The sequence below is a fragment of the Bacteroides xylanisolvens XB1A genome (assembly GCF_000210075.1).
GTDB lineage: Bacteria > Bacteroidota > Bacteroidia > Bacteroidales > Bacteroidaceae > Bacteroides > Bacteroides xylanisolvens.
Genome location: NC_021017.1, coordinates 46,898 through 72,750, shown reverse-complemented (window position 1 = coordinate 72,750; position 25,853 = coordinate 46,898). Strand labels below are relative to the sequence as shown.

General features: G+C 45.1%; 20 protein-coding genes. 7 read left to right on the top strand and 13 right to left on the bottom strand.

The window, feature by feature from the left end; translation table 11 throughout:
• Positions 1 to 34 precede the first annotated feature (34 nt).
• From BXY_RS00300 to ccsA, 3 genes are read left to right on the top strand one after another with little or no spacing between them, the layout of a single operon-like run.
• Positions 35 to 715: a c-type cytochrome gene (locus BXY_RS00300; protein ID WP_394809833.1), complete on the top strand. Its 681-nt coding sequence runs from the start codon at positions 35 to 37 to the stop codon at positions 713 to 715.
• Between the two features lie 20 nt (positions 716 to 735).
• A complete protein-coding gene (locus tag BXY_RS00295) occupies positions 736 to 1,890 on the top strand; it encodes a Rid family hydrolase (RefSeq protein WP_008640652.1) in 1,155 nt (384 codons plus the stop codon).
• Positions 1,891 to 1,909: 19 nt separating this feature from the next.
• On the top strand, positions 1,910 to 4,009 hold the full coding sequence (gene ccsA, locus BXY_RS00290) for a cytochrome c biogenesis protein CcsA (RefSeq protein ID WP_008640653.1): 2,100 nt from the start codon (positions 1,910 to 1,912) through the stop codon (positions 4,007 to 4,009).
• A gap of 171 nt (positions 4,010 to 4,180) precedes the next feature.
• On the opposite strand, the gene BXY_RS00285 is transcribed toward ccsA, so the two are convergent.
• Positions 4,181 to 6,502 (bottom strand): family 20 glycosylhydrolase, encoded by a 2,322-nt coding sequence (locus tag BXY_RS00285; RefSeq protein ID WP_087323350.1) that lies wholly within the window; start codon positions 6,500 to 6,502, stop codon positions 4,181 to 4,183.
• A 188-nt stretch (positions 6,503 to 6,690) separates the two neighbouring features.
• Between BXY_RS00285 and BXY_RS00280 the strand changes: the two genes are divergently transcribed.
• Together BXY_RS00280 and BXY_RS00275 are read left to right on the top strand one after the other, a co-directional pair.
• Entirely contained in the window at positions 6,691 to 7,605 is a 915-nt protein-coding gene (locus BXY_RS00280; protein ID WP_008022898.1) for a cation diffusion facilitator family transporter, read from the top strand.
• Positions 7,606 to 7,694: 89 nt separating this feature from the next.
• Entirely contained in the window at positions 7,695 to 9,260 is a 1,566-nt protein-coding gene (locus BXY_RS00275) for an ATP-binding protein (protein WP_008640655.1), read from the top strand.
• A gap of 280 nt (positions 9,261 to 9,540) precedes the next feature.
• Here BXY_RS00275 and BXY_RS00270 read toward each other — a convergent pair whose 3' ends face one another.
• From BXY_RS00270 to BXY_RS00215, 12 genes are all read right to left on the bottom strand, one after another.
• Positions 9,541 to 9,885: a hypothetical protein gene (locus BXY_RS00270; RefSeq protein ID WP_004312540.1), complete on the bottom strand. Its 345-nt coding sequence runs from the start codon at positions 9,883 to 9,885 to the stop codon at positions 9,541 to 9,543.
• 120 nt (positions 9,886 to 10,005) lie between these two features.
• Positions 10,006 to 10,821 (bottom strand): DNA-binding domain-containing protein, encoded by an 816-nt coding sequence (locus BXY_RS00265; protein WP_004312541.1) that lies wholly within the window; start codon positions 10,819 to 10,821, stop codon positions 10,006 to 10,008.
• A 60-nt stretch (positions 10,822 to 10,881) separates the two neighbouring features.
• Positions 10,882 to 12,078: an Ig-like domain-containing protein gene (locus tag BXY_RS00260; RefSeq protein WP_128859457.1), complete on the bottom strand. Its 1,197-nt coding sequence runs from the start codon at positions 12,076 to 12,078 to the stop codon at positions 10,882 to 10,884.
• Positions 12,079 to 12,296: 218 nt separating this feature from the next.
• On the bottom strand, positions 12,297 to 13,490 hold the full coding sequence (locus BXY_RS00255) for an AraC family transcriptional regulator (RefSeq protein WP_015530940.1): 1,194 nt from the start codon (positions 13,488 to 13,490) through the stop codon (positions 12,297 to 12,299).
• 104 nt (positions 13,491 to 13,594) lie between these two features.
• The gene (locus BXY_RS00250; protein ID WP_008022917.1) at positions 13,595 to 15,934 is read right to left on the bottom strand and encodes a TonB-dependent receptor; all 2,340 of its coding nucleotides are present in this window, start codon (positions 15,932 to 15,934) and stop codon (positions 13,595 to 13,597) included.
• 109 nt (positions 15,935 to 16,043) lie between these two features.
• Positions 16,044 to 16,385 (bottom strand): hypothetical protein, encoded by a 342-nt coding sequence (locus tag BXY_RS00245; protein WP_008770610.1) that lies wholly within the window; start codon positions 16,383 to 16,385, stop codon positions 16,044 to 16,046.
• A gap of 125 nt (positions 16,386 to 16,510) precedes the next feature.
• Positions 16,511 to 18,838: a TonB-dependent receptor gene (locus BXY_RS00240; RefSeq protein WP_015530938.1), complete on the bottom strand. Its 2,328-nt coding sequence runs from the start codon at positions 18,836 to 18,838 to the stop codon at positions 16,511 to 16,513.
• An 85-nt stretch (positions 18,839 to 18,923) separates the two neighbouring features.
• Complete coding sequence (locus BXY_RS00235) at positions 18,924 to 19,280, bottom strand: hypothetical protein (protein ID WP_032851504.1); 357 nt, start codon at positions 19,278 to 19,280, stop codon at positions 18,924 to 18,926.
• Positions 19,281 to 19,351: 71 nt separating this feature from the next.
• Positions 19,352 to 20,950, bottom strand: coding sequence for an aspartate:alanine exchanger family transporter (locus BXY_RS00230; protein ID WP_009040471.1), 1,599 nt, complete (start codon positions 20,948 to 20,950; stop codon positions 19,352 to 19,354).
• A gap of 48 nt (positions 20,951 to 20,998) precedes the next feature.
• On the bottom strand, positions 20,999 to 21,898 hold the full coding sequence (locus BXY_RS00225; RefSeq protein ID WP_015530937.1) for a cation diffusion facilitator family transporter: 900 nt from the start codon (positions 21,896 to 21,898) through the stop codon (positions 20,999 to 21,001).
• A 276-nt stretch (positions 21,899 to 22,174) separates the two neighbouring features.
• Complete coding sequence (locus BXY_RS00220) at positions 22,175 to 22,843, bottom strand: bifunctional 4-hydroxy-2-oxoglutarate aldolase/2-dehydro-3-deoxy-phosphogluconate aldolase (RefSeq protein ID WP_004300153.1); 669 nt, start codon at positions 22,841 to 22,843, stop codon at positions 22,175 to 22,177.
• A 70-nt stretch (positions 22,844 to 22,913) separates the two neighbouring features.
• Complete coding sequence (locus BXY_RS00215; protein WP_015530936.1) at positions 22,914 to 23,939, bottom strand: sugar kinase; 1,026 nt, start codon at positions 23,937 to 23,939, stop codon at positions 22,914 to 22,916.
• A 253-nt stretch (positions 23,940 to 24,192) separates the two neighbouring features.
• Between BXY_RS00215 and BXY_RS00210 the strand changes: the two genes are divergently transcribed.
• Positions 24,193 to 25,257 (top strand): LacI family DNA-binding transcriptional regulator, encoded by a 1,065-nt coding sequence (locus BXY_RS00210; RefSeq protein ID WP_004303832.1) that lies wholly within the window; start codon positions 24,193 to 24,195, stop codon positions 25,255 to 25,257.
• A gap of 30 nt (positions 25,258 to 25,287) precedes the next feature.
• Positions 25,288 to 25,853: UxaA family hydrolase (locus BXY_RS00205; protein WP_208946693.1), on the top strand; the 566-nt coding region annotated here is incomplete at its 3' end.

Sequence of the window (25,853 nt, the reverse complement as noted above, 5' to 3'; positions counted from 1 at the left end):
TTATGAAAAAATCATTCTTTTCGGTGGCTGTCTACTGTTATTGGCATATATCACGTCATGTGATGACGGACGTATTTATGAAAAAACAGAGACCCTGTCAGAAGAAGGACGCACATTGAGAATGAGCGGAAGAATCAGTGGTATCAATAAATGGCCCGATGGTTATAGTGTTGTAGTGGCAGGCTTCAGTGATGAGAGCGAGTATGCCGTTGTCACAAAAACAATTCCGGCGGTCGAAAATGATGAGATTCAGGTAACCATGACAGGAGTCAGTGACAAAGTAACCACTATTGAGTTATGCGTTATTAATAGATTAAGAAAACGAGTAATCAGCTTTCGGTCAATGGACGATCTTACGGCAGTTGACGACACTATTCTTATGGATGTGGGAACTGTGGATGCAGGTATGTATCATGGCATTCAGGAAAAAGTATTTAATACTACATGTGCCCACTGTCATGGTGGAGGTAGTTCGGCAGCAGGCAACCTGTATCTGACAGAGGGCAAAAGCTATGAGGCACTCGTCAACCATCCGTCAAAGAAAGTAGACGGTATGTTACTTGTCAAGCCAGGCAGTGCACAAGAAAGTGTATTGCATACATTATTGAATACCACTATTAGTTCAACTTGGGGATACGATCACTCTAAAGAAATACTGTCATCCCCTATTTTGACCCTTATTGACGATTGGATCAATAACGGCGCACAAGAATAAATAGTTATTATACAATTGATATGAACAACAAAAAACAACAGAATATTCAGTCTGAAAAGACACTAACAGAGATTTTTAAATACAATGCAGGAGGAGAAGCTTCAGAGTATCACATCATCATTCATTCTACTAAACCGGAAGATACATACGAAGAACAACTGAATGCAGTATTAAACACTTACGACTATTTACTTACCCAAGAACTGAAAGGAGCAGTCGCCATCCTCAAACGCTATTTCTTAAGTGACGCCGCCAATCAGGCAGATACACTATTGGCATTGACAACTGAAGGTTCGGGCTGCACACTTTCCATTGTGGAACAGCCCCCGCTGGACGGAACCAAGATTGCCTTATGGGTCTATCTGTTGACTGACGTACAGACGCAAGTCCTGCATAACGGGCTTTTCGAGGTGAAGCACAGTGCCTACCGCCACTTTTGGGGTGGTAGCGCATTCAATCGTGCCGCCAATTCGGAATACCAGACCCGCCTGTTATTGAACGACTATGTGATGCAACTCATGGAGCAAGGTTGCAGACTGGCGGACAATTGTATCCGCACATGGTTCTTTGTACAAAATGTAGACGTGAATTATGCCGGAGTAGTGAAAGCGCGTAATGAAGTTTTCGTTACCCAAAACCTGACAGAAAAAACACATTACATTTCCAGCACCGGTATCGGCGGTCGCCATGCCGATCCGAAAGTACTGGTACAAATGGATACTTATGCCGTAGCAGGATTACAACCGGAACAGATTCATTTTCTCTATGCACCTACCCACCTGAATCCGACTTATGAATATGGAGTAAGTTTTGAACGTGGCACGTATGTAGATTATGGCGACCGCCGCCAGATATTTATTTCGGGTACGGCAAGCATCAACAACAAAGGCGAAGTGGTATATCCCGGCAACATTCGCAAACAGACAGAACGGATGTGGGAAAATGTGGAAACCCTGCTAAAAGAAGCAGAATGCACTTTTGAAAATTTGGGACAAATGATTGTATATTTGCGTGATATAGCCGACTATGCAGTCGTTAAAGCAATGTATGACCAACGTTTCCCGCACACTCCCAAAGTATTTGTTCATGCTCCGGTATGTCGCCCCGGATGGTTGATTGAGATGGAATGTATGGGAGTGAAAGAATGTAAGAACAAGGGGTACGCTCCATTTTAAATCATAAAAGATTATACCGTTGAAAAGGTTACTTATTATCTTATATATCTGTCTGGTGGGACTACTCGCTGCAGCTACTTTTGTAGAGCAAGCGTATGGGACAGATTTTGTAGAGAGAAATATATATCATACATGCTGGTTTTGTTGTTTGTGGGGAGTTATTGCCGCAATTGCACTTGTTGCTCTCATCCGACGTGCTTTATGGCGACGGTTCCCCATATTGTTGTTTCATGGCTCCCTCCTCGTTATCCTGGTGGGGGCCATGATTACGTTTACCGGCAGTAAAAAAGGATACGTACATTTACTGCCGGGAGTGACGGCAGGTAGTTTTCAGGAGTCGGAAAGCGGAAGAGAAGCAGACCTGCCATTCACAATACAGCTGGATAGTTTTCGTATAGCATACTATCCCGGAACTGAAGCTCCGGCAGACTACATCAGTTATATCACCTACTCTCTTCCCGGACAAAAAGATGTTCTGTCACACGAACAGATTTCAATGAACCGTATATTTACATTACAAGGTTTCCGTTTCTATCAGTCATCTTTCGATGATGATGGAAAAGGGAGTTGGCTGACTGTCAATTATGACCCGTGGGGTACGGGAGTTACGTATGCAGGATATGTTCTGCTCGGTATCTCCATGATCTGGTTATTATTTTCCCGCTATGGCGATTTCCGACGCCTGCTAAGTCACCCGCTACTGAAAAAAGGAGGTGTATTTCTATTGTTCCTCTTCTGTCTTGCAGGTAGTATGCAAGCACAAAAAAAACTTCTCCCGGCACTGAAACGGGTACAAGCAGACAGTTTGGCACAAGAACAGGTCATTTATCACGACCGAGTAGTACCATTCAATACATTGGCGCGCGATTTCATTCAGAAATTGACAGGCAAAGCTTCATATAAAGGTTTGACGCCTGAACAGGTAATTGGTGGCTGGCTACTCTATCCGGAAGTATGGAGAAATGAACCATTGATATACATCAAAAATACAGAGTTGCAGCATTTGCTAAACTTACAGACACCTTACGCCCGATTAACCGATTTATTTGACGGTCCGGTCTACCGTCTTCAGAAAACCTGGCAACAAGAACAGGGAAAAGGTAGCAAACTCGCCAAAGCCATCCAAGAAACGGACGAAAAAGTGGGATTGATCCTGATGCTGGAAAAAGGAACATTCATTCAGCCATTACCCACTGATGGCAGCGTGCAACCACTCTCCGAACTGGAAATAAAAGCCGAACTACTCTACAACCGGATTCCGTTCAGCAAGATTCTTTTTATGATTAATCTATCATTGGGAGTATTGTCTTTCCTGCTTCTGCTTCAGTACAGCCTGCGAAGAAGGGTACTCTCACCGAAAGCCAAAGCGATTACCCGCACAGCAGGAGCGTTCTTTTCTGTTGCGCTCTATCTTGCTTTCATATTCCATTTAGCAGGATATTGCCTACGTTGGTATATTGGCGGACGCATTCCACTTAGCAACGGTTACGAAACCATGCAGTTTATGGCACTCTGCATCCTCTTGGTAGCCTGCCTGCTCCATCGAAGATTCTCATTCGTACTTCCATTCGGATTCTTGCTCTCCGGCTTTGCGTTGTTAGTCTCTTATCTGGGACAAATGAATCCGCAGATAACGCCATTAATGCCGGTGCTCGTCTCTCCGTGGTTAAGCATTCATGTTTCATTGATTATGATGTCTTATGCCCTATTGGCATTTATCATGCTAAACGGAATACTGGCATTATGTCTCCGAAAAAAAGAGCCGGAAAACAATGTCTCTGAAAATGACGACAGACAAGATAACCGGATAGAACAGTTGACGCTAGTCAGCCGTTTGCTACTCTATCCTGCGACGTTCTTTTTAGGGGCAGGCATCTTTTTGGGAGCAGTCTGGGCAAACGTTTCCTGGGGAAGATACTGGGCGTGGGACCCGAAAGAAGTATGGGCGCTGATTACCTTCCTTGTATATGGAGCAGCCTTCCATTCACAAAGCCTGCGCATTTTCCGCAAGCCTTTATTTTTCCATATTTATATGATTCTTGCTTTCCTTACAGTCTTAATGACTTATTTCGGAGTGAATTATGTTCTTGGCGGGATGCATAGTTATGCAAACTCCTGAACCACCATACATAAGAATCGGCCGAAGTGATTCACCCGCATTTCTTTTATTTGGTTGTTAAGTTGAAAAAACATTAATGTATTCATTTTGGAATATGAATAGATGATGTATTCTAAAAGAGGTAAAGAGGGTGCACTTCACAAAAGGATACCCTCTTTTACCCATCCAGTTTCACACACGTGCGTGCACCTCATGTTTCAACCACGCACCCGGCAGCATTTCTTTTTCACCTTTTTCATTCACCAGTTCCATCTGCAATACACCTCCGTTACAATCGAAGTAACGAACCTCTATCGGATGCAATCCGGCTTTCAATGCCTTCTGCACAATAATCTCTACCGATGAGTGTGCACCGTCATTATCTCCCAGCAATTCACCGTCAAGCGTCAATGTACTACCGTCATCCGATAGAAGGGCAAAGGTGTAAATACCATCAGCGGGAACTTCCAGATAACCGGTCATCACCAAGCCGATATTTCCTTTCACCTCTTCGGGGATAGATACCGATTCTACCACATATTCCCCTTTTACCGGAGCCGCGTCAATATCTGCACAAAGATTACCGCGGAAGTCATGCCATACAGCTTTCAAGCCGGGCTGCAAGGCAGCCGGAGCAGTCACCGCCTCCGCATAAGGAGCCTTTACATATTTAGTATGTGCCACATCCGAAGGAGAACCGTCCGGACGGAACGTGCGGAAAGCGAAATCGGTAGTCTCCGTCACGTCCAGAGCACCATTATAAAGAGTAGACTCTTTGGTAGGCATACTGCCGTCTGTCGTATAGCGTATTTCAGTACCGGGCAACGGGCAAGTCAAGTCAATCGTTGTTTCATCAATAAATGCATTCACTTTATAGAATCCCTGTAAATCAGGCACACGATAATTTACCCTCATCACATCCATCCGTTTAAACTGCGGAACAAGCTGACGATAAAACTCTTCGAGGCTTGGTTTAACAGCCGGTTCTACCCAGGCTATTTCGCTCAATGCAATCATGCGGGGAACGATCAGGTATTCAATGCGCTTCATTGTCGGAATCCATTCAGACCAGAGATTAGCCTGTACACCCCAAATATATTTCTTCTGTTCGGGTGATAATCTATCATCCGAACACGGATCGTATGCCAGTATTTTCTTCACTGAATTCTGATCCTGCGCATAATCGAAATAGAAATATTCATTCGGACAAGCAATCACTTTCTGCTTTTGCGCGGTCGCCGTAGGCAACGCGTCTTTCGCCCAACTTCTCCACCATGTAATAGCAGCATCGGAAGATAATCCGTCGGCTACCACTTCATCCCAGCCGATGAGTCTCTTTCCGTTGGCGAGGAAGAATTTCTCCATGTCACGTACAAACCATGCCTGAAGTTCTTCTACCGAACCCAGCTTCTCCGTACGGATACGTTTCTGACAGAGAGGGCATTTCTTCCAGTTGGCTTTTTCCACTTCATCACCACCCATGTGCACATATTCATAAGGGAAAAGCTCGAAAACTTCTTTGAACACATTCCGGCAGAATTCCAGCGTCGCGTCTTTACCCGGACAGATAGGAGAAGAGAAGATTTCTCCCCATCCGATTAGTCCGTCGCATGCCAACTCCGGATATTGACTGATAGCCGCGAGGAAATGTCCCGGCATATCAATCTCGGGAATGACATCAATTCCTCTTTGCGTAGCATAGGCTACTATTTCTTTGATATCATCATGAGTGTAATAACCTCCATACAGCGTATCTCCTTCCACAATGCGTATCTTATCTTCCGGAATCAGGAAATCGGTATTATCTTCCTCTTTCGCACGTGCCATGCAGGTACGGTCGTGCTTATTAAACTTACGCCAAGCTCCTTTTTCGGTAAGCAGCGGGTATTTCTCAATCTCTATACGCCAGCCCTGATCGTCAGACAAATGCCAGTGGAATTTATTGAGTTTATACAAAGACATCAGATCCAATACATGCTTTACCTCATCTTTATTCCAGAAATGACGGGAAGCATCCAGCATAAATCCACGCCATTCAAAACGAGGTGCGTCTTCTATTTGCACGACAGGGATTGAATAAGTTTGTTTCTCTCCCTGCACTTCTATCGCTGCAGGAAGCAGCTGGCGAATAGTAGTAATCGCAGAAATGATACCCGAATAGTCATTAGCCTCTACCCGGATATATTCCGGCGTAGACTGAAGTTTATAAGAACCGGGCTTGCCACCGGTATCTTTCAACTGAAAATACATATCTACCTGATTCTTATCTGTAGTAACCTCCACAGAAGACGATATGACATTGCGGAGAATCTCCTGCAAATACCCGACTGCCGGAAACAACGACTGATCGGAAACTCCAATCTTCATTCCGTCTTTTAAAACAAACGAGCCCGACTGCTCGGTCAGACTAACGGGGGTAGGTAGGATTGCAATCTCTTGCTTGACGGTGGGCGTACAAGAAGAAAAAACACAAGCTGATACAATGAGTAAAGAACTACTTAGTTTTTTGAACATGCGGTTAACTATTTAATAAATGATTTGTCCTGTCTTTAATTGACCATCTATATATAATACAACTAAAACATAGAAACTACTAAAAACCCGGAAAAAGTTTTTTTGCGACTTGACGTCACAGACTCCTATAAATGTTTATCTTTGCTAGCCAATCGCAATCAAACAATTAATTATAAAGAGTCACTTCAATGTCAAGAGAGAACATCTTAATCAAAACCTCATGGATTAGCACCATTGGCAATGCAATCCTGTCCGCATCAAAAATCATCATCGGTTTATGGGCCGGTAGTTTGGCGGTAGTGGGCGACGGTATCGACTCGGCAACCGACGTCGTTATCTCTATCGTTATGATTTTTACGGCACGCCTCATCAACCGTCCTCCTTCAAAGAAATATGTATTTGGTTATGAGAAAGCGGAAGGCATCGCGACAAAGATTCTGTCACTGGTGATATTTTATGCCGGTATGCAAATGCTGATATCTTCCATTCAAAGCATCTTTTCAGATGAAGTGAAAGAGATACCATCGGCTATCGCTATCTATGTGACTATATTCTCTATTGTCGGCAAACTGATGCTGGCTTCGTACCAGTACAAACAGGGAAAGAAAATAGACAGTTCCATGCTGACGGCGAATGCGATAAATATGCGTAATGATGTTGTCATCTCGGCCGGAGTTTTATTAGGGTTGATTTTTACTTTTATATTCAAATTGCCGATACTCGATTCGATAACGGGATTGATAATCAGCCTCTTTATCATCAAGTCGTCCATTGGTATTTTTCTCGACTCGAATGTGGAGCTTATGGATGGCGTGAAGGATGTCAATGTGTATAATAAGATATTCGAAGCTGTCGAGAAAGTGCCGGGAGCAAGTAATCCGCACCGGGTCAGGTCGAGAATGATAGGAAACCGGTATATAATTACGCTCGATATAGAGGTGAATCCGCAGATAACGATTACACAAGCGCATGAGATTGCCGGGGCGGTGGAGAAAAGTATTGAAAGCTCGATAGATAATGTCTATGATATTCTGGTGCATGTGGAACCTGCCGGGGAGTGTCAGACGGATGAGAAATTCGGGGTAGACAAGGATATGGTGTGACACGTGAAAATCTTCGGCAACAAAGAAAGCTATTCCGCTTCTTTTTCTTAACTTTGCATTCATCGTTCACATTTTAATAAAAATTTGATATGGAAGAAGGAACATTCAGGCGCTATCCTATCGGGATACAGGATTTTGAAGATTTGCGCAATAATGATTACATATATGTTGATAAGACTGCACTGATTTATCAACTCGTCAATACAAATAAGATTTATTTCCTGAGTCGTCCCCGTCGTTTCGGGAAAAGTCTGCTTGTCTCTACGCTCGAAGCCTATTTTCTGGGAAAGAAAGAACTTTTCAACGGACTGGACATGGAGCAGTTAGAGAAAGACTGGACAGTGTATCCGGTGCTACATATCGACTTTAGCGGCAGTAAATATATGGAAGCAGAGTCACTTCGCGCATCTATCAATGTTCAGCTGTTACTTTGGGAAAACGTCTACGGACGTCAGGAAGGCGAAGACACATTTAGTTTACGTCTGGAAGGTATCATCCGCCGCGCTTATGAGCAAACCGGGCAGCAGGTTGTCGTATTAGTGGACGAATATGACGCCCCGATGCTGGACAGTAACAATAACCATGAGTTGCAGCATGAGATTCGTGGTATCATGCGCGACTTCTTCAGCCCCTTAAAAAAGTCAGGTAAATATCTTCGCTTCCTCTTCCTGACGGGCATCAGCAAATTCAGCCAGATGAGCATATTCAGCGAACTTAACAATCTTCAGAACGTCAGCATGAGCGATAATTACAGCACTATCTGCGGTATCACCGAACAGGAACTGCTGACACAGATGAAAATTGATGTCGAACAGATGGCACAAGCCAACGATGAAACGTATGAAGAGGCGTGTGCCCACTTGAAGAAGCAATATGACGGATATCATTTCAGTAAATCCTGTGTGGATGTGTACAATCCTTTCAGCCTGATTAATGCTTTTGCCCAAAAGAGTTATGAGAACTACTGGTTTTCTACCGGTACCCCTACCTTTCTGATAGAACTCCTGCAACAAATGAACTTTGATATCCGTCTGCTCGACCGTATGGACGCCAAGCCGGAAGACTTCGACAAGGCTACGGATTGTCTCACCGACCCAATTCCGGTGCTCTACCAAAGCGGTTATCTCACAATCAAGTCGTACGATGCTTTCTTTCGTACCTATACATTAGGCTACCCGAACGAGGAAGTAAGAATCGGCTTTATCGAGTCGCTCATCCCTTCTTATCTTTACCAACCTACGCGCGAAAGCAACTTTTATGTAGTGTCCTTTGTGCGTGATTTAATGAAAGGAAACCTTGAATCTTGCCTTGAACGCACCCGGTCTTTCTTCGCCTCTATTCCGAACGACCTAAACAACAAAGAGGAAAAACATTATCAAACTATATTCTATCTTCTGTTCCGCTTGATGGGACAATATGTGGATACCGAAGTCAAAAGCGCTGTCGGACGGGCGGACGTGGTTATCAAAATGCAGGATGCTATTTATATACTTGAATTTAAAATGAACGGCACCGCAGAAGAGGCTTTAGCGCAGATTAACAGCAAAGGGTATGCGATTCCTTATGAGGCAGACCACCGGAAAGTGGTGAAGGTCGGCATCAACTTCGACAGTACCACGAGAACGATTGGAGACTGGAAAATCGAAACGGATTAACAGCGTACGCCACTTGCTTGAAGTAGACAAGGATATGATGTGACACATGAAAAAGGCAGCAGTTGCTCTCGTCTGTGAGTAACTGCTGCCTTTTTGCGTGTTCTGTGCTGTCGTAGCCGGGAAATTAGGGTGTATTGCCACAGCTTGCTGTGGTGCGTTTCCCTAACTTGTTGTGGCATGCTCCCCTTGCCTGCTGTGGCATGCTTCCCTAGCCTGCTGCGGCACGTCTCCCCAGCCTACTGCGGCACACATCCCTTTCCGCCGTTCCGGTTTTACGTATTCAATAGGCTGTTGCTTTGATACGCAGCTTGATGGCATTTTCGGCTGTATCCAGTACCAGTTCGCAGTTTTCAGAGGTTACAGAACTACCGGTGACGTCCATTTCCAATGAGGTGATTTTCTCAAGATCGAGTTGGGTTAAGGTGTATCCGTCTCCTTTCACCACCGTGAATCCACCTTCGGGAAAATGGGATGGCCGCATCTTCCATTGAGCCACAAACGTCAGTTTGTCCTTGTCAAGGGTGATTTTCTCTACCGGTGTAGAGTTGTCTTTGTCGTCGCCGCCGCAGGCGGTTACCAACGTTGCTGCCACAAGGCAGAGGAAAAAGATTCTTAGTTGTTTCATGCGTCTTTCTGTTTTCTTTAAAAGGGTAAATTATGAAAGGCTGCCGCCTTTTTTGTTTGCCATGAGGGCGGATGCGCTGTCTGCAGCCGGACTGTCCGTCCTCATTCGTGACCTGCTTCTTTATGCAGCCGGGTCGGGGGCTTCACCTCCTCCGGGGATTTCAGGGTCGGGCGCTTCGCCGCCGCCACCGCCGCCACCCGCGTTTTCGTCACCCAGCAGAATCGGGAAACGGTAAGAGCGTGGCGTTTTCAATGCCTTGTTGCTTCCGCTATATTGTGTCGTGATGCTTAGCGCATAGAGCTTTCCGGCTTCTATGGCAGGTAGCATGATGGTGAGTTGTGACGGTGCGTTGTGAACGATGACGGACACTTTCAACGGGACGGCTCCCTCTTCGTCTTTGGTGAGATAGATGCCGACCGAAGGGTCGTCACCGAGGATTTTAATGTTGCTTCCGCTGATAACGGCAGGACCGCCGGAAGTGATGACCTGGCTGATACTCTTCGTCACGGAGTCGGTGATGGAGTTGATGACCGGCCCCGTCTGTGCCAGCCCGTTGCAGATTACTTTTACGGCTTTGAGCTGGTCGCGCAGCAGTTGTCCCGGTGTGTAGGACACACCGAGCGAGTGCTTCGTGGCGTCAAACTGGGCGTTCTCCCCGAGGAACGAACCGCGTACGGTGACAATGTACTGTCCCACACCGTCTACCACGCTCTTCCCTTCGGCGATGGCTTCCACCTTCTTCTGGTCGGCAAGGTCGAGGATGTTCTCGATGGTTTCCTGCCGGTACTCGGTACGCTCCTTGATGATGCGTGCTGCGATTTCTTTGTTGTGCAGACTGCCTGTGATGCGTGCGCGTCCGGTGTAGTCGCCTTTTTGTTCGGTCATGATGTTGTCGTAAAGGTCAACATTGAGCGTGATTTTTTCGTTTGTTGCCATGATAATGATTGTTTTAAGGAAAGTGAATATCTATTTATTAGTTACGTTCTGTGCTGCTTGTCATTTCGCACGTATCTTGATAGCATTACCGTCCAGATAAAGTTCGAAATAACTGTCATAATATGTCATGCCCCCAGTAGTATTAGTCATCAGATGGAACTTCATAAGATCACTGTCAGTCAAGGTGTAGCTGTCGGTTCCCTTAACAACGGTTTCGGCTCCTGGCCGGACAGTGGAACTACTCAACACGTAATCATATAGATCTAATTTAAAATCAGAATCCGCCGGAAGTTCGTTTTCAACCGTAACGGTGGGGATGGTCACTTGATTGCCATTAATCGCAGCTTGCAGACAGAGGCTCCGTTCACTCTCATACGTTCCCTCCTCCCTTGCTTTTATTTTTCCGCCTTTCAGTTGCAGTATTCCTGTAGGGGCAACAAGCACTTCCTGCCCCTTTATGCTTTTGGAGATTTCAGCATCGCCTTCCATAATGAGCGTGGCATTATCACCGACAGAGATACCAATTAGCTGGTCATCAACAAACCCATCGCCGGAATATAGTTCGAAGCCGTTACCCAGCGTTAGTTTGCAAGACGCCCTAACAAATATGCAGGCGACATCAGCTGAATGGGCAGCAGCATTTCCATAAATGTTGAGGTTGGTCAGCTTCAATGACGCGCCGTTTGTAAGCTCAAAAAGGCTTTTGTCGCTAGCGGTACGGGAAATATTATAATTATCGCCGCTGATAGGATTATTTCCGCCGTCGATAGCAATGTGTTTGCCGTCTATTGAAAAGGCAAAATGCTCTGCATCCGCAGCAACCTCAAAGCCTTTACCGAGGATGATTTGTGTTGGTGCATCCGCAGTGCCGTCTGCCGTTTCAATAGCGGTTTTCAGTTCGGCTGCGGTAGTGACAAGCGTCTTGTTGCTGACCGTCACAAGGCAGGTGGCGGACTTTTCGCGTGCGGTGGCGGTGATGGTAGCTGTTCCTTCAGCTACGGCGGTCACCAGTCCGTCTTTACTTACGGTGGCTACGGAAGTTTTGTCACTGCTCCATACTACGGATTCGGCAGTCACCCGGTCGGGGACAATGGTGGGAACCAGCGTTTCGGTCGCTCCCGATTTCAGGGTCAGAGTCTCATGATTGAGGGTGATGCTCTCTACGGGCACAGAGTTGTCGTCATTGTTGTCGTCGCCACAGGCGGTTGCCAACGTTGCTGCCATAAGGCAGAGGAAAAAGATTCTTAGTTGTTTCATACTTCTTTTGTCTTTCTAAAAGGGTGAATAAATCGTGTTCTCTTTTCGGACAAAAGTAATATGCAACAACGAAAAGGTATAGCCAAAATCCTGCATTGTATAGCCAAAATCCTGCAAATCTTGCAGGATTGCCGGAAATTCCATTGTTCGGAGAAACTTCTACCTATGCATTGATGGAAACAACAGCATTTGATGATAAAAGAGTATCGCCTTCTCCTTTAAGGTACAGACTTTTGTCGGCGGAACTCGGTAGGAGTCATTTTTACCAATTCGCGGAAATTGCGGTTGAAGGTGCGCATTGCCTTGAAGCCCGACGCTCCGGCAATGTCTTCAATTGTGTGGTTCGCGTAGTCCGGAAGCAGGAGCAAGTCCATGGCATGACGGATGCGCAGGCGGAGAAGATAATTTTGCAAGGTCAGTCCTGTGGCACGCCCCACAGCGGCGGAGAGATTACGCTCGTTTGTGCCAAGAGCTTTAATCAGGTCGTCACGCTTGAAGTTGTAGTCGAGGTACGGTTGTTCTTTCTGCAGATAGGCTTCGAGCTCTTCAAACAAGTGGTTGCTATCGCCGGATTGCAGGTAACAGATGAGGTCGCCCATATCGGCTTCGAGCGGTGGTTGGGACAGTTTTCCATCCTGTTCGACGATAAAACGGCGTAGCATCTCGTAAGTGTAATGATAGTTAGTGTACAGCCATGCAAAAGCAGGATAGAAAACCACGATAAGGAAACTGAAACTAAACTCGGGTATCGGTCCCGGACAGACAAGTAAAACCCATGCGCCAATGCCGATACTCAACGCATAAAGGAAAGCGCGCATCGTCCACCGGAGTTCCAGTTTTGAGATACACTCTCCGGTCAATTCTTTTAAATGCGTGATGTAGCGGTGTTTTTTACGGAAAAAGAGGCGGACGTAAACGAACAGTTGTACGGTATAGGTGACACCGAACAAGGTCCGCACTGCCAACGGGAGATTGTGAACGACACACGCACGCCATTCTGCTAAAGAATATACACAGACGTCCGCTTCAATGCAGCAACTCACCACATACAGCAGAATGAAAACGAGCGAAGGCGCCGCATGCTTCATCACATTGGCAAAAGTGACGTATCTGCTGTCGAACAGCAATATCAACATAAACGTGAACATCAACGCCTGCGAAGAAGCAAGCACCAACACCAATATTGAGAATAAGTCCAACGACCGGTATACGCCGAACCCGTCAACCAGCAACTCCGCCAAATGACCGGCAGCGATAATGAGAGAAGCAGCGATGAAGAAATGGCATGCACGCCTGTATTTGGGATTAATGGCGTGCGCCATCTGCTTGAAGCAGACAAGACCGAAAGATATAGACAGACATATTCCGATAATAATGCCGTTTGTTAGTGTGTGTAAAGCCGGTATATCCATTGCTTAGCATTTATTTTCCCGACAAAGTTAATGAATCTTGACGAGAAACCGACTAGTTACACCCTGTAAAACTCGACAAGTCTGCAAAATCGTATAGAAACAACCTAATAGCTAATCTTCACTCCGGCAAAGAAACTTCTCGGCAGAGAAGGCCCGTAAATATAGCCGGAATCCCGATTAGCTCCTCTATCAAAGTCCTTCTGATAAGACTCAAAGAGGTTCTGAACTCCGCCGTTTAGTTGCAAATCGACTGTTTTGTATAGCTTGAAGTCATAAGCCAGTTTCACTCCCAAATCGAAGAAACGGGGTGTACGGATGGCTTCCGCCTTTCGTTCGGGCATTGCGCCCAGTTCGGCGTTCTCGGCGGTGATATCCATGCGTTGCACTAACATTCTCCCGGTATAAGTTCCTGACAGGGCAATGGATAAAGGTTTGATGGGAGTATAAGTAGCTGTGAAGTAACCATATGTATCGGGAGTACGGAAAATTTTCTTTTCTGCCGGTGCGTCGTCATGCCATTTATGAGGTTCATCGTATCGGCTGCGTTGCAAAGTGAGTCCCGCTTGTATTTGCAGGATGGAAAGATAAGCCACTTTGCCCTCCAGCGTTAGCCCCATCACTTTCGCGCCGGGACCGTTACTGCGTGGTTTTACCAATATCCCATCGCCACGGTCATAAGGTTCGCCCAACACGAAGACATCTGTCAGTCTTGTATAAAAGCCCTCGATCAAGAAATTCGTCTGGAATACTCCGAAACGGTGATACATATCTGCGGACGCACTGAAACTTTGGGATTTCTCTTCTTTCAAGTTCTTCGCACGCTCAATCATTGCCACTGTTCCGCCCACATTTTCAATATGCATATCTTCATCAAAAGCCTGCGGAGCACGGAATCCGGATGAATAGCTCAAACGCAGGTTTATATTCTGTGTCGGGTTGAAACGCAAGTTGGCACGGGGGCTAAAGATGACATTATCTACCATGTTATGCTTATCCAGACGACCACCGATCAGAATGCCCCAACGGTCGTTCTTCCACTCGTTCTGCAGAAAAGCACTGTAAATATTTACCGTCTGATCCGTGTGGCGGTCATATCCCCACATATTATCTTTCAGACGATCACGGTTATATTCAAGTCCTGCCGTGAGGTCAGAAGGCATAAAAAAACACTTATCAAACGTATGTACATACTGCGCGCCGCCCATAGCGGTTAAATCCGTTGTTTTTCCATAGGCTTTCAGAGGATCGTTACCCGGTCCGTAATAACTGTCCCGATCTGTATTGGCGGCTGACGCAAAGATACTTAGACGGTTCTTTTCATCTGGCGAGAAATAATCGAACTTCAAACTTCCACCATCAATCGAATGTTGCAACTGCTCTGCAATATGGGCTTCGTGAGGAGGACGGTCCAACATATCCCCTCCCCGACGGAATTCCTGCATGTGGTGATATTCGAAGGTTAGTTTGGAGTAAGTGCTTGTTTTCAGATAAGAGCGGAAGCCCACTGTCTGATTCTTCAATTTAGGTAGTTCGGTGAATCCGTCTCCGTCATAATCATATCCGGACCGGTGACGGTTCTGACCAAAGATATACAGTCCGGCACGATGATCGTCCGTCACTAATGAAGCATTCAGGGAGGTATTGTTATCGAATGAGGAGCCGCCCCCTAAAGCAGTAAGGGTGTGCGACAGCTGGCCGGAATTGCGCAAAGGCTCTTTGGTGATTATATTGATGGTTCCTGCAATGGCCGAAGAGCCGAACAAGGCGGAACCTCCCCCACGCATCACTTCTACGCGTTCAATCATGCTGGCGGGAATCTGTTCCAGGCCATACACTCCGGAAAGGGCACTGAATACGGGACGGGAATCTATCAAAATCTGCGTATACGGTCCGTCCAGTCCATTGATGCGGACTTGCTGGAAACCACAATTCTGGCAGTTTGTCTCTACACGTACACCGGGCTGAAAGTTCAGCCCTTGCGATAAAGTGGAAGAGTTAGTCGTTTCAAATAGCTTCAGATCGACGACATTTACCAAAGTAGGAGCCAAACGGCGCGTCGTTTCACTGCGGTTGGCGGAAACCACTACCCCATCCAAAGCAATCGCGTCCTCTTCTATTTCAAAATCCTCTTCCAGTGTCTTTCCTTTTTTCAGAGTCACGTTGCGGGTCACGGTCTTGTAGCCGACCGAGCTAACCTCCAGTATAAAGTTACCTTCCGGCAAATTCTTCAAAAAATAATGTCCGGTAGCGTCGGTCACGGTTCCTATCGTTGTTCCTTTCAGTGCAATGGTGATGTAAGGAAGGTGCTCTTTCGTTTTCTTATCCAGTACATGGCCTATGATGTTCGCATCGGATTTTTTCAGTTCAGGGTAGTCCGGATGTTCAGCCAATGCGTATGACAGGACACAATACAGGCCGGCCAGGACTAAAAGATATTTCTTCATTGTCGTTAGTCTTTTAATGTTTAAAATCAAAAATAATAATAAGGGAAAGGGAAGCAGCGATCATTAATCGTTGTTCCTAACTGATGAATACTGTTCCCGAAAAGATAGACTAAGCGACAGGAGGTGCTCTAAGAGATATGACGCCCGGACAAGAACGGTGATATGGCTCAACTTGCGGGCGGATAAACAGGATACATAATAGAGATAAAGCAGCGACCGCGAATGTAGGTATTAATCCGCTGTCTGTCACCAATACATGATTCAACAGGTGAATGAGTTGGAATTCAACCGTCGTATGGCTATGTTCACTGCCTTTTTTAAATGGATGCGAATGGACAATCGTTACCCCGTTTACTACATGGGAGTGAGTAAATAAAGTGATTCCTGCCATGTACGAGATAAACAGTACAGGCAAAAACCACTTCATTATATGTAGGTACAATTGTTTCATCCGGTAATCTTGCACATCTATTCTGTGCAGTAAAGTCAGGGTTTAGTTTGTTTTTTTGCAAAGATAAGGATTGTCTCCATGCAAAACAATCCCTATTTATAACGATTTTAAATCTTAACCGAATCTTAATAACTGATCTTCACCCCGGCAAAGAAGCTTCTCGGAAGTGACGGACCATAGATATAGCCGGAGTCACGGTCAGCTCCTTTATCGAAGTCGTCCTGATAGGCATTGAAAATATTCTGTATGCCGGCATTCAACTGGAGGTTCATCGACTTGTAAAGTTTGAAGTCATAAGCAGCTTTCAAACCGATATCGAAAAAGTCTTTGGTATTCACCGTTATCGGATTTTCAAGGAATCCCGGAACCGGCTCGTGGGGAACCAGCATCGAACCGGTATAGGTACCGGAAAGAGCGATAGATAACGGTTTTATCGGGGTGTAGGTTGCTGTAAAATAGCCGTAAGTATTTGGCGTACGCATCATTTTCTTCACCGCCGGAGCTTCTTTGTTCCAGATGTGCGGTTTGCTGTAATGGCTCTGTTGCAGAGTGACTCCCGCCTGAACTTGGATTTTATTCAGGTAAGCCATCTTTCCTTCCAGTGTCAATCCCAGAACTTGCGCTCCTGATGCATTGTGACGGGTACGTGTCAGAATTCCATCCACTACCTCTCCGTCGGTAAGGGCAAAAACATCCGACAACTTTGTATAGAATCCTTCTACCAGGAAGTTAACCTGAAACGCACCAAAACGATGATAAATATCTGCCGAAGCACTCAAGCTCTGTGATCTTTCTTCTTTCAGATTATCCGCCAGTTCAACCATCGCTACATTACCGCCTACATTTTCCACATGCAAATCTTCGTCGAAAGCCTGCGGAGCACGGAAGCCGGATGAGTAACTAAAACGAAGATTGATGTTTTCTGTCGGATTATAACGCAAGTTGGCACGCGGACTGAATATCACATGGTCAATCAGATTATGCTTATCCAAACGGCCGCCAATCAGGAATCCCCAATGATCATTTTTCCATTCGTTCTGAAGGAAAGCACTACCGATATTCACTTTCTGGTCTACCGTGCGGTTGTATCCCCACATGTTATCTTCCAGTTTGTCCTGATTGAACTCTATTCCGGCAGTCAGGTCGGAAGGCATGAAGATGCATTTGCCGAAGCTGTAGACATACTGTGAGCCTGCCATCCAGTTCAAGTCAGTGGTGTTTCCGTAAGCATCCAAAGGGTCTCTGTCACCTGGACCATAATAGCTGTCGCGATTGATATGCTGTGCAGATGCAAACACATTGAAACGATGGTTCTCGTTAGGGGAGAAATAATCGAACTTCAGTCCTCCGCCATTGATTGAGTGTTCGGTCTGCTCCGCCACATTCGCTTCATGAGGCGGGCGGTTCAATAAGTCTCCTCCCCTGCGGAATTCTTCCATGTGGTGATATTCAAAAGTAAGTTTCGAATAAGTCGTTGTTTTCAGGAACGAACGGAAACCAATTGTCTGACCGTGCAATTTGGGTATTTCGGAATATCCGTCGCCGTCATGGTCATACGCAGAACGGTGGCGGTTCTGACCGAAGATATACAGACCTGCACGCTGGTCGTCCGTCACGAGAGACGCATTCAATGCCGTACTGTTGTCGAAAACGTCGCCATCGCCAATTCCCGTAATCGTATGAGATAACATACCAGAGTTGCGCATCGGTTCTTTGGTGATGATATTGATTGTACCGGCAATGGCAGATGAGCCGAACAGTGCCGAGCCGCCTCCACGCATCACTTCCACATGTTCTATCATGCTGGCAGGAATCTGTTCGATACCATACACACCGGAAAGCGCACTAAAAATGGGACGGGAATCGAGCAGGATTTGCGTATAAGGGCCATCCAGTCCATTGATACGCACTTGCTGGAAACCGCAATTCTGACAATTGGACTCTACACGAACACCCGGCTGAAAGCTCAAGCCTTGCGCCAAAGTCGTAGAATTGGTATTCTCAAAGATTTTCAAATCTACTACATTCACCAGTGTCGGAGCCAGACGGCGGGTGGTTTCATTACGATTGGCAGATACGACTACGCCATCCAAAGCAACCGCATCTTCTTCTATCTCGAAATCTTCTTCCAATGTACGCCCTTTCTTCAGCGTCACATTCCGTCTGACGGTTTTATATCCCACCGAACTGACCTCCAGCACAAAATTACCTTCGGGAAGATTCTTCAAAAAATAATGCCCGGTAGCATCGGTCACAGTTCCGATGGTCGTACCTTTCAAGGCGACTGTAATATAGGGTAAATGCTCTTTTGTATTTTTATCAAGAATATGGCCAACGATATTGGCATCTGACTTACGTAATTCGGGATGATTAGGATATTCATGAGCTTGTCCTTCGAGGGCAGGCAACAATGTGCAGCACAAGCAGACAAGCGAAAAGATGTAATTCTTCATTTTTCGTTTGTTATTCGTTTTCGATAAGTATTTACATGGATAGACAGATAATGCCCGTACCTCATGCAAGGTACGGTATCATCATTTAAAGAATAGAGAAACGAATAACCGGGGGTGCCCTAAGTCCCACTACCCCATGATACGGACAGTGATAGTGAGTGTGTTGCGAACGTCCGGGCAACAAGCATAATAAGAAAGGAATAAAAAGGGAAAGAGCAAAAACAACAGCCGCACCGTCTGCCGTTAAGTGAGACAGACAATGAATCAGCTGTAGTTCGACTGTAGAATGTTCATGTGCCGCCCCTTTCTTAAACGGGTGTGAATGGACGATTGTCACGCCATTGACCACATGCACGTGGGCAAAGAATGTAAAGCTTACCAGATACGATACAAACAGTATCGGCAAGAAGTAGCGTGTAATATTCAATAACAATCGTTTCACCTCATTTTTTTCTTTGAGGCGGCAAAGATACGAACTATTTATTTAACAATCAATTATTATATGAAATTCTGTTAATATACAGCCGAGGCTATTACTTGAATAAACAGAATTAAGAATACCATGGCAATCGGATAAACAGTTGCGTAAGCTACGCTCGGAATATTGCTATCCACCATCGAGTCGGCAGCAGCGAGTCCCGGAGTACTTGTCATCCCTCCTGTAATAGTTCCCAGCAAATCGAGCAGACTGATTTTAAATACGAAATGTCCGACAATGGCTGCAACAAGCATTGGCACCAATGTGATGGCGGCTCCTACTCCGAACATCAATAATCCGCTTTCCTGGAAGGTAGCTACCAGATTCTTACCGGCAGAAGTTCCCACTTCGGCAAGGAAAAGAAGCAGACCTAACTGGCGCAACAACTGATTGGCAGGTCCGGACATAGACCAGATAATGGGTCCTGTCTTACCTATCGCACTCAACACAAGAGCTACCATCAAAACTCCCCCGGTCAGTCCCGGTGAGAATGACAGGCTATCAGAGAAAGAGATATTTATTTTGCCGAATAACACGCCCAATACAATACCCATTGCAATGGGGAAAAAGTCCGTATCAGATAGTTTCTTCGCATTATTTCCCAACAGGCGGGCTACTCCTTTAAGTCCCTCTTTCTCACCGACTACCATCAGTTTATCACCAAACTTCAAGGCTAGATCGGGAGACGGAGATAAATCAATACCGCTTCGACGAACACGAGTCACTGTACAACCAAAGTTTTTCTGTAAGTTCAAATCACCCAGTTGTTTGTTTATCATGTCTTTTTTAGTCAACAACAAAGACTCTATTTCCTGTGTTTTATCCAAAGGCAGTTCACCTTCTTCTCTATTGCCTACCAACACAGCCAGTTGATCCAGTGACTCTTCGCTGCCTACGGCTTGTATGTAGTCTCCTTCATGCAACACCGTATGGGCGGTAGGAATGGATATTTCATCATTGTGTTTCAGACGTGAAATGACAGCACCTGTCATACCACGCGCATTAATTTGCACCAAGCTGCGATCGAACACATTCGCATTAGTGACGCGATAAATACAAGTAGTCAATTCCGGGAATTGTCCGCGACGTTCTATCTCCAGGCGACGGGCTTCTTTATCTAAATCCACCCGCATGATTTTAGGCAACAGCTTGACAAACAGAATCACGCCGATCACTCCAAACGGATATGCGATACCGTAAGCAATGGATGCCAGAGGAGAATTGGTACTGTCGATGGCAACAGCCAAACCCGGCGTACTAGTCAGCGCTCCGGCAATCAGACCGACAACACTCGGTGTATCGATATCAAATGCATATTTCAGTCCGACTGCAGTAAGACAGGCGGAACAAATAATAAGCATAGTGATGAGAATAAGCGTCTTTCCTTTGCTACGGAAAGAATCGAAGAATCCGGGCCCTGCCTGAATACCGATGGTAAAAATGAAGAGCACCAAGCCGAAATTTCCTAATTCTTTAGGAATGATAACACCAAAATGCCCGAAAAGAAGGGCAATGAAAATAACTGCCGACACATCGAGAGATAACCCCTTAATTTTAATTCTTCCCAGCATAAATCCCAATGCGACAATCAGGAAAAGGGAAAAATAAGAGGAATGCAATAAGTCAGTAAACATAAAAAATAAAGGTTAGTTAGTTTAAGGGCGCGAAGGTACGGATTTTATTTAATCCTCACAACATTCCTTGCAGCAAGTAGTCCTTTCGTCTTCAAACTCCAAAGTGGCATGATGAATACCTGCCTCTTCAAGTGCTTCCTTTATATGCTGTTTCACTTCTTCCAACTGTGTGATATTGTCAATAACAATATGGGCAGTCAAAGCGGTTTCCGTTGTGCTTAACGCCCAGATATGCAGGTGATGGCAATTCTCCACGCCGGGTTGTTCCATGATAAGTTGCTGTATCTTTTGAGCGTCTATCTCCACCGGTACTCCATCCAACGACAACCGAAGGCTATCGTGAAGCAATCCCCAAGTAGAGACAATAATGATAACAGCAATGCCAAGTCCGATAATCGGGTCAATAATACTCCATCCTGTATAGGTGATAATAATGCCGGAAACAACTACACCGACAGACACCAATGCATCTGCTGCCATGTGCAGATAAGCTCCTTTCACATTCAGATCCTTATCTTTATCTTTCATAAAGAGCCAGGCAGTCAGTGCGTTGATGACCACTCCCACCCCGGCTGTCCATGCGATGGCAGAACCATCTACGGAAACCGGGTGGAAGAATTTATCTACACTCTCGGCAATAATAATGCCCACGGCAACCAATAATATAACTGCATTTAATAAAGAGACAAGAATCGTACTCTTCTTATATCCATACGTGTAACGGCTATTGGGATGAACTTTCTGCAACCGGAAAGCCAACATAGCAAGCACCAGACTGGCTACATCACCCAAGTTATGCCCGGCATCAGAAAGCAATCCCAGAGAATTATAATAAAACCCTACTCCGAATTCTACGATAACAAAAGCAATATTCAGAGTGATGCCTATAATAAAAGCCTTATTGAGCGATGTCAACTGATGATTATGTTCGTGATGATGAGATTCCATATTATATATTGTTATTACATCTACTACCTAAAAAACATCTTATTGGGAGATTGGTTCATCCCCATTCCACTTTCGGCAATAGTAACGGCTCCCCTCCAGAAAAAACAAGCCACCGAAATGAATGAATCATCCCGATGGCTTATCCCCTTTAAACACCTTTAAACAAAATGAAAATATGCCTCATATACTAACTAAACTAACTAACCCTCGAGGCATATTTTAAAGAGGCTGTCGCATCAACCTCTTTTTATTATAGACAGCTTTCGCTCTCTAATCTTATTTACGAGCTTCGGCAATATAACCGAGAGCTTCTTCACATTTTGCAGTTACATAAGCCCAGTCTTCTGCTGCCACTTTATCTTTCGGGAACAATTTAGAGCCCATACCTACGCAGAATACACCAGCTTTGATCCATGCAGTCAGGTTTTCTTTAGTAGGTTCTACCCCACCTGTCACCATCAGCTTAGACCATGGCATCGGAGCCATCAAGCCTTTCACGAAGTTAGTTCCGTAAACATCACCCGGGAATACTTTGCAAAGATCGCAACCTACTTCCTGCGCAAAACCTACTTCTGATACAGAACCGCATCCCGGAGTATAAGCTACCGAACGACGGTTACATACCTTAGCAATTTCAGGATTAAACAACGGACCTACTACGAAGTTAGCACCCAGCTGCAAGTACATAGCAGCAGTAGCCGGATCAACGATAGAACCGATACCGATTGCCATTTCAGGACATTCTTTTGCTGCGAACTTAACGATTTCAGCAAATACTTCCTGTGCGAAGTCACCACGGTTTGTGAATTCAAAAGCACGAACACCACCGTCATAACAAGCCTTTACTACTTTCTTTGCAACTTCTGCATCTTTGTGATAGAATACAGGAACCATTCCTGTAGAGCCGATCTTATTCAATACGGCTATTTTATCGAATTTTGCCATCTTAATTTCTTATTTTAAATGAATTGTTTTTTTCAAACTCTCAACTCTCCATTCTCAACTCTCAACTTATTTACCTCTGTACGCGACCGCTTGCGTCACCACCAGCCAATGCTTCTACTTCTTCTATAGAAACAAGGTTGAAGTCACCATTGATAGTATGTTTCAATGCAGATGCAGCAACAGCGAATTCAAGAGCAGCACCCTGATTAGGTTTAGTCATCAAACCATGGATGATACCGCCAGAGAAAGAGTCACCACCACCTACACGGTCGATAATCGGATCGATATCATAACGTTTTGAAGTATAGAATTCTTCTCCGTTGTAGATCATAGCTTTCCAACCGTTGTGAGTAGCAGAGAAAGATTCACGCAAAGTAGAAACTACATATTTGAATCCGAATTCTTTCATCATTTGCTGGAAGATACCCTTATAGCCTTCAGCATCTGTGTGGCCAGCCTCAACGTCAGCATCCGGTTTGAAGCCCAAGCAAAGTTCTGCATCTTCTTCGTTACCGATACATACGTCTACAAACTGCATCAACGGTTTCATGATAGACTGTGCTTTTTCTTTCGTCCACAGTTTCTTACGGAAGTTCAAGTCAACAGAAACAGTTACGCCGTGACGTTTTGCAGCTTCACAAGCCAGACGAGTCAACTCGGCAGCCTTGTCAGAAATAGCCGGAGTGATACCAGACCAGTGGAACCAGTCAGCACCTTCCATGATAGCATCAAAGTCGAAATCAGTAGCGTCAGCTTCAGCAATTGCAGAATGAGCACGGTCATAAATAACTTTGCTAGGACGCATAGAAGCACCTGTTTCCAAGTAGTAGATACCTACACGGTCGCCACCACGGGCAATAAAGTCTGTCTTTACGCCATATTTACGCAATGCGTTAACAGCAGACTGTCCAATTTCGTGTTTCGGTAATTTAGTTACGAAATAGGCGTCATGTCCGTAGTTGGCACAGCTCACTGCAACGTTAGCTTCTCCACCACCATATACTACATCAAAAGAGTCAGATTGAACAAAACGAGTATTACCCGGAGTTGATAATCTAAGCATGATTTCGCCTAATGTAACGACTTTCTTTCCCATAATCTTATGTTTTAAATTCTAAGTTATTAATATTATGAACTTTCAATTTATCATTCCAGCCCTATTTTAGGGGTTAATACACTGATAACATGACTATTAATCTATAAAAAGACTAACACCACATACCTTTCGTGTGCGGGCACAAAGATACAACAATTTTCGTAATTACAAAAATTGTTATATATTTGTATCGAAAATATTAAGATTATTATTGTGTGCGAGCACAAAAACCTATATAAATAAAGGTTATCGTATGAATAAATTGCCCGAAAGGATCAGAATCAAAGACATCGCCCGTCTGGCAGATGTATCAGTGGGAACAGTAGACCGCGTTATTCATGGACGTAGCGGAGTGTCGGAAGCCAGCAAGAAACGCGTAGAAGAAATTCTGAAGCAGCTTGACTACCAGCCCAACATGTACGCCAGCGCTTTGGCTTCTAATAAGAAGTATACGTTTATCTGTCTGCTGCCGGAGCATCTGGAAGGCGAATACTGGACAGCGGTAGAAACCGGTATCCACGAAGCCATTGCCACTTATTCGGATTTCAATACTTCGGTGAAAATCAACTATTACGATCCGTACGACTACCATTCATTCGAGAATGCCAGCGAAGCCATTCTGGCTTTACAGCCGGACGGAGTGATGGTAGCTCCTACCGCTCCGCAATATACGAAAGGTTTCACCGATCAGTTGCAGGCATTGGATATACCTTATATATATATAGACTCCAATATCAAAGACGTTCCTCCTCTTGCCTTCTTCGGTCAGAACTCACGCCAAAGCGGATATTTTGCTGCCAGAATGATGATGTTACTGGCACGGGATGAAAAGGAAATCGTTATTTTCCGCAAAATACATGAAGGAATTGTGGGTTCTAACCAGCAAGAGAACAGAGAAATCGGTTTCAGGCAGTACATGAAAGAACATCATCCGTCTTGTACTATACTGGAGCTCGACTTGCATGCCGAACGCAACGACGAAGACAATGAGATGCTGGATGAATTCTTCCGTACCTACCCGACAGTGAAGAACGGAATCACATTCAACTCTAAAGCCTATATCGTCGGCGAATACCTGCAAAGTCGCGGAAAGAAAGATTTCAATCTGATAGGTTATGACCTTCTGGAACGGAATGTCACCTGCCTGAAAGAAGGAAGCATCTCTTTCCTCATTGCCCAGCAACCGGAACTGCAAGGCGCCAATGGCATCAAAGCTCTTTGCGATCACCTTATTTTCAAGAAAGAAGTGACCTGCATCAACTATATGCCCATCGACTTGTTAACGGTAGAAACAATAGACTATTACCATAGCAAATAACAACAAAGTACAACTTTACAAGTACATTACATGGAAACAAAGTATTTAAGAATTAATCCTGCCGACAACGTTGCCGTTGCCATTGTTAACCTCCCGGCAGGAGAGCATCTTTCTGTAGATGGCATTGAAATTACATTGAACGAAGACATTCCTGCCGGACATAAATTCGCATTGAAGAATTTTGCTGAAGGCGAAAATGTAATCAAGTACGGTTATCCTATCGGACATGCACGAATGGCAAAGAAACAGGGTGACTGGATGAACGAAACGAACATCAAAACCAACCTCGCCGGATTGTTGGATTACACTTACAACCCGATTCAGGTTTCTTTGGATATTCCTCATAAAGATCTTACATTCAAAGGTTATCGTCGCAAAAACGGTGATGTAGGGGTAAGAAACGAAATATGGATTATCCCGACAGTAGGTTGCGTAAACGGTATCATCGGTCAACTGGCTGAAGGACTGCGTCGCGAAACCGAAGGTAAGGGAGTGGATGCCATTGTCGCTTTCCCACACAACTACGGTTGCTCACAACTTGGTGACGACCACGAAAATACGAAAAAGATTCTTCGTGACATGGTGCTTCACCCCAA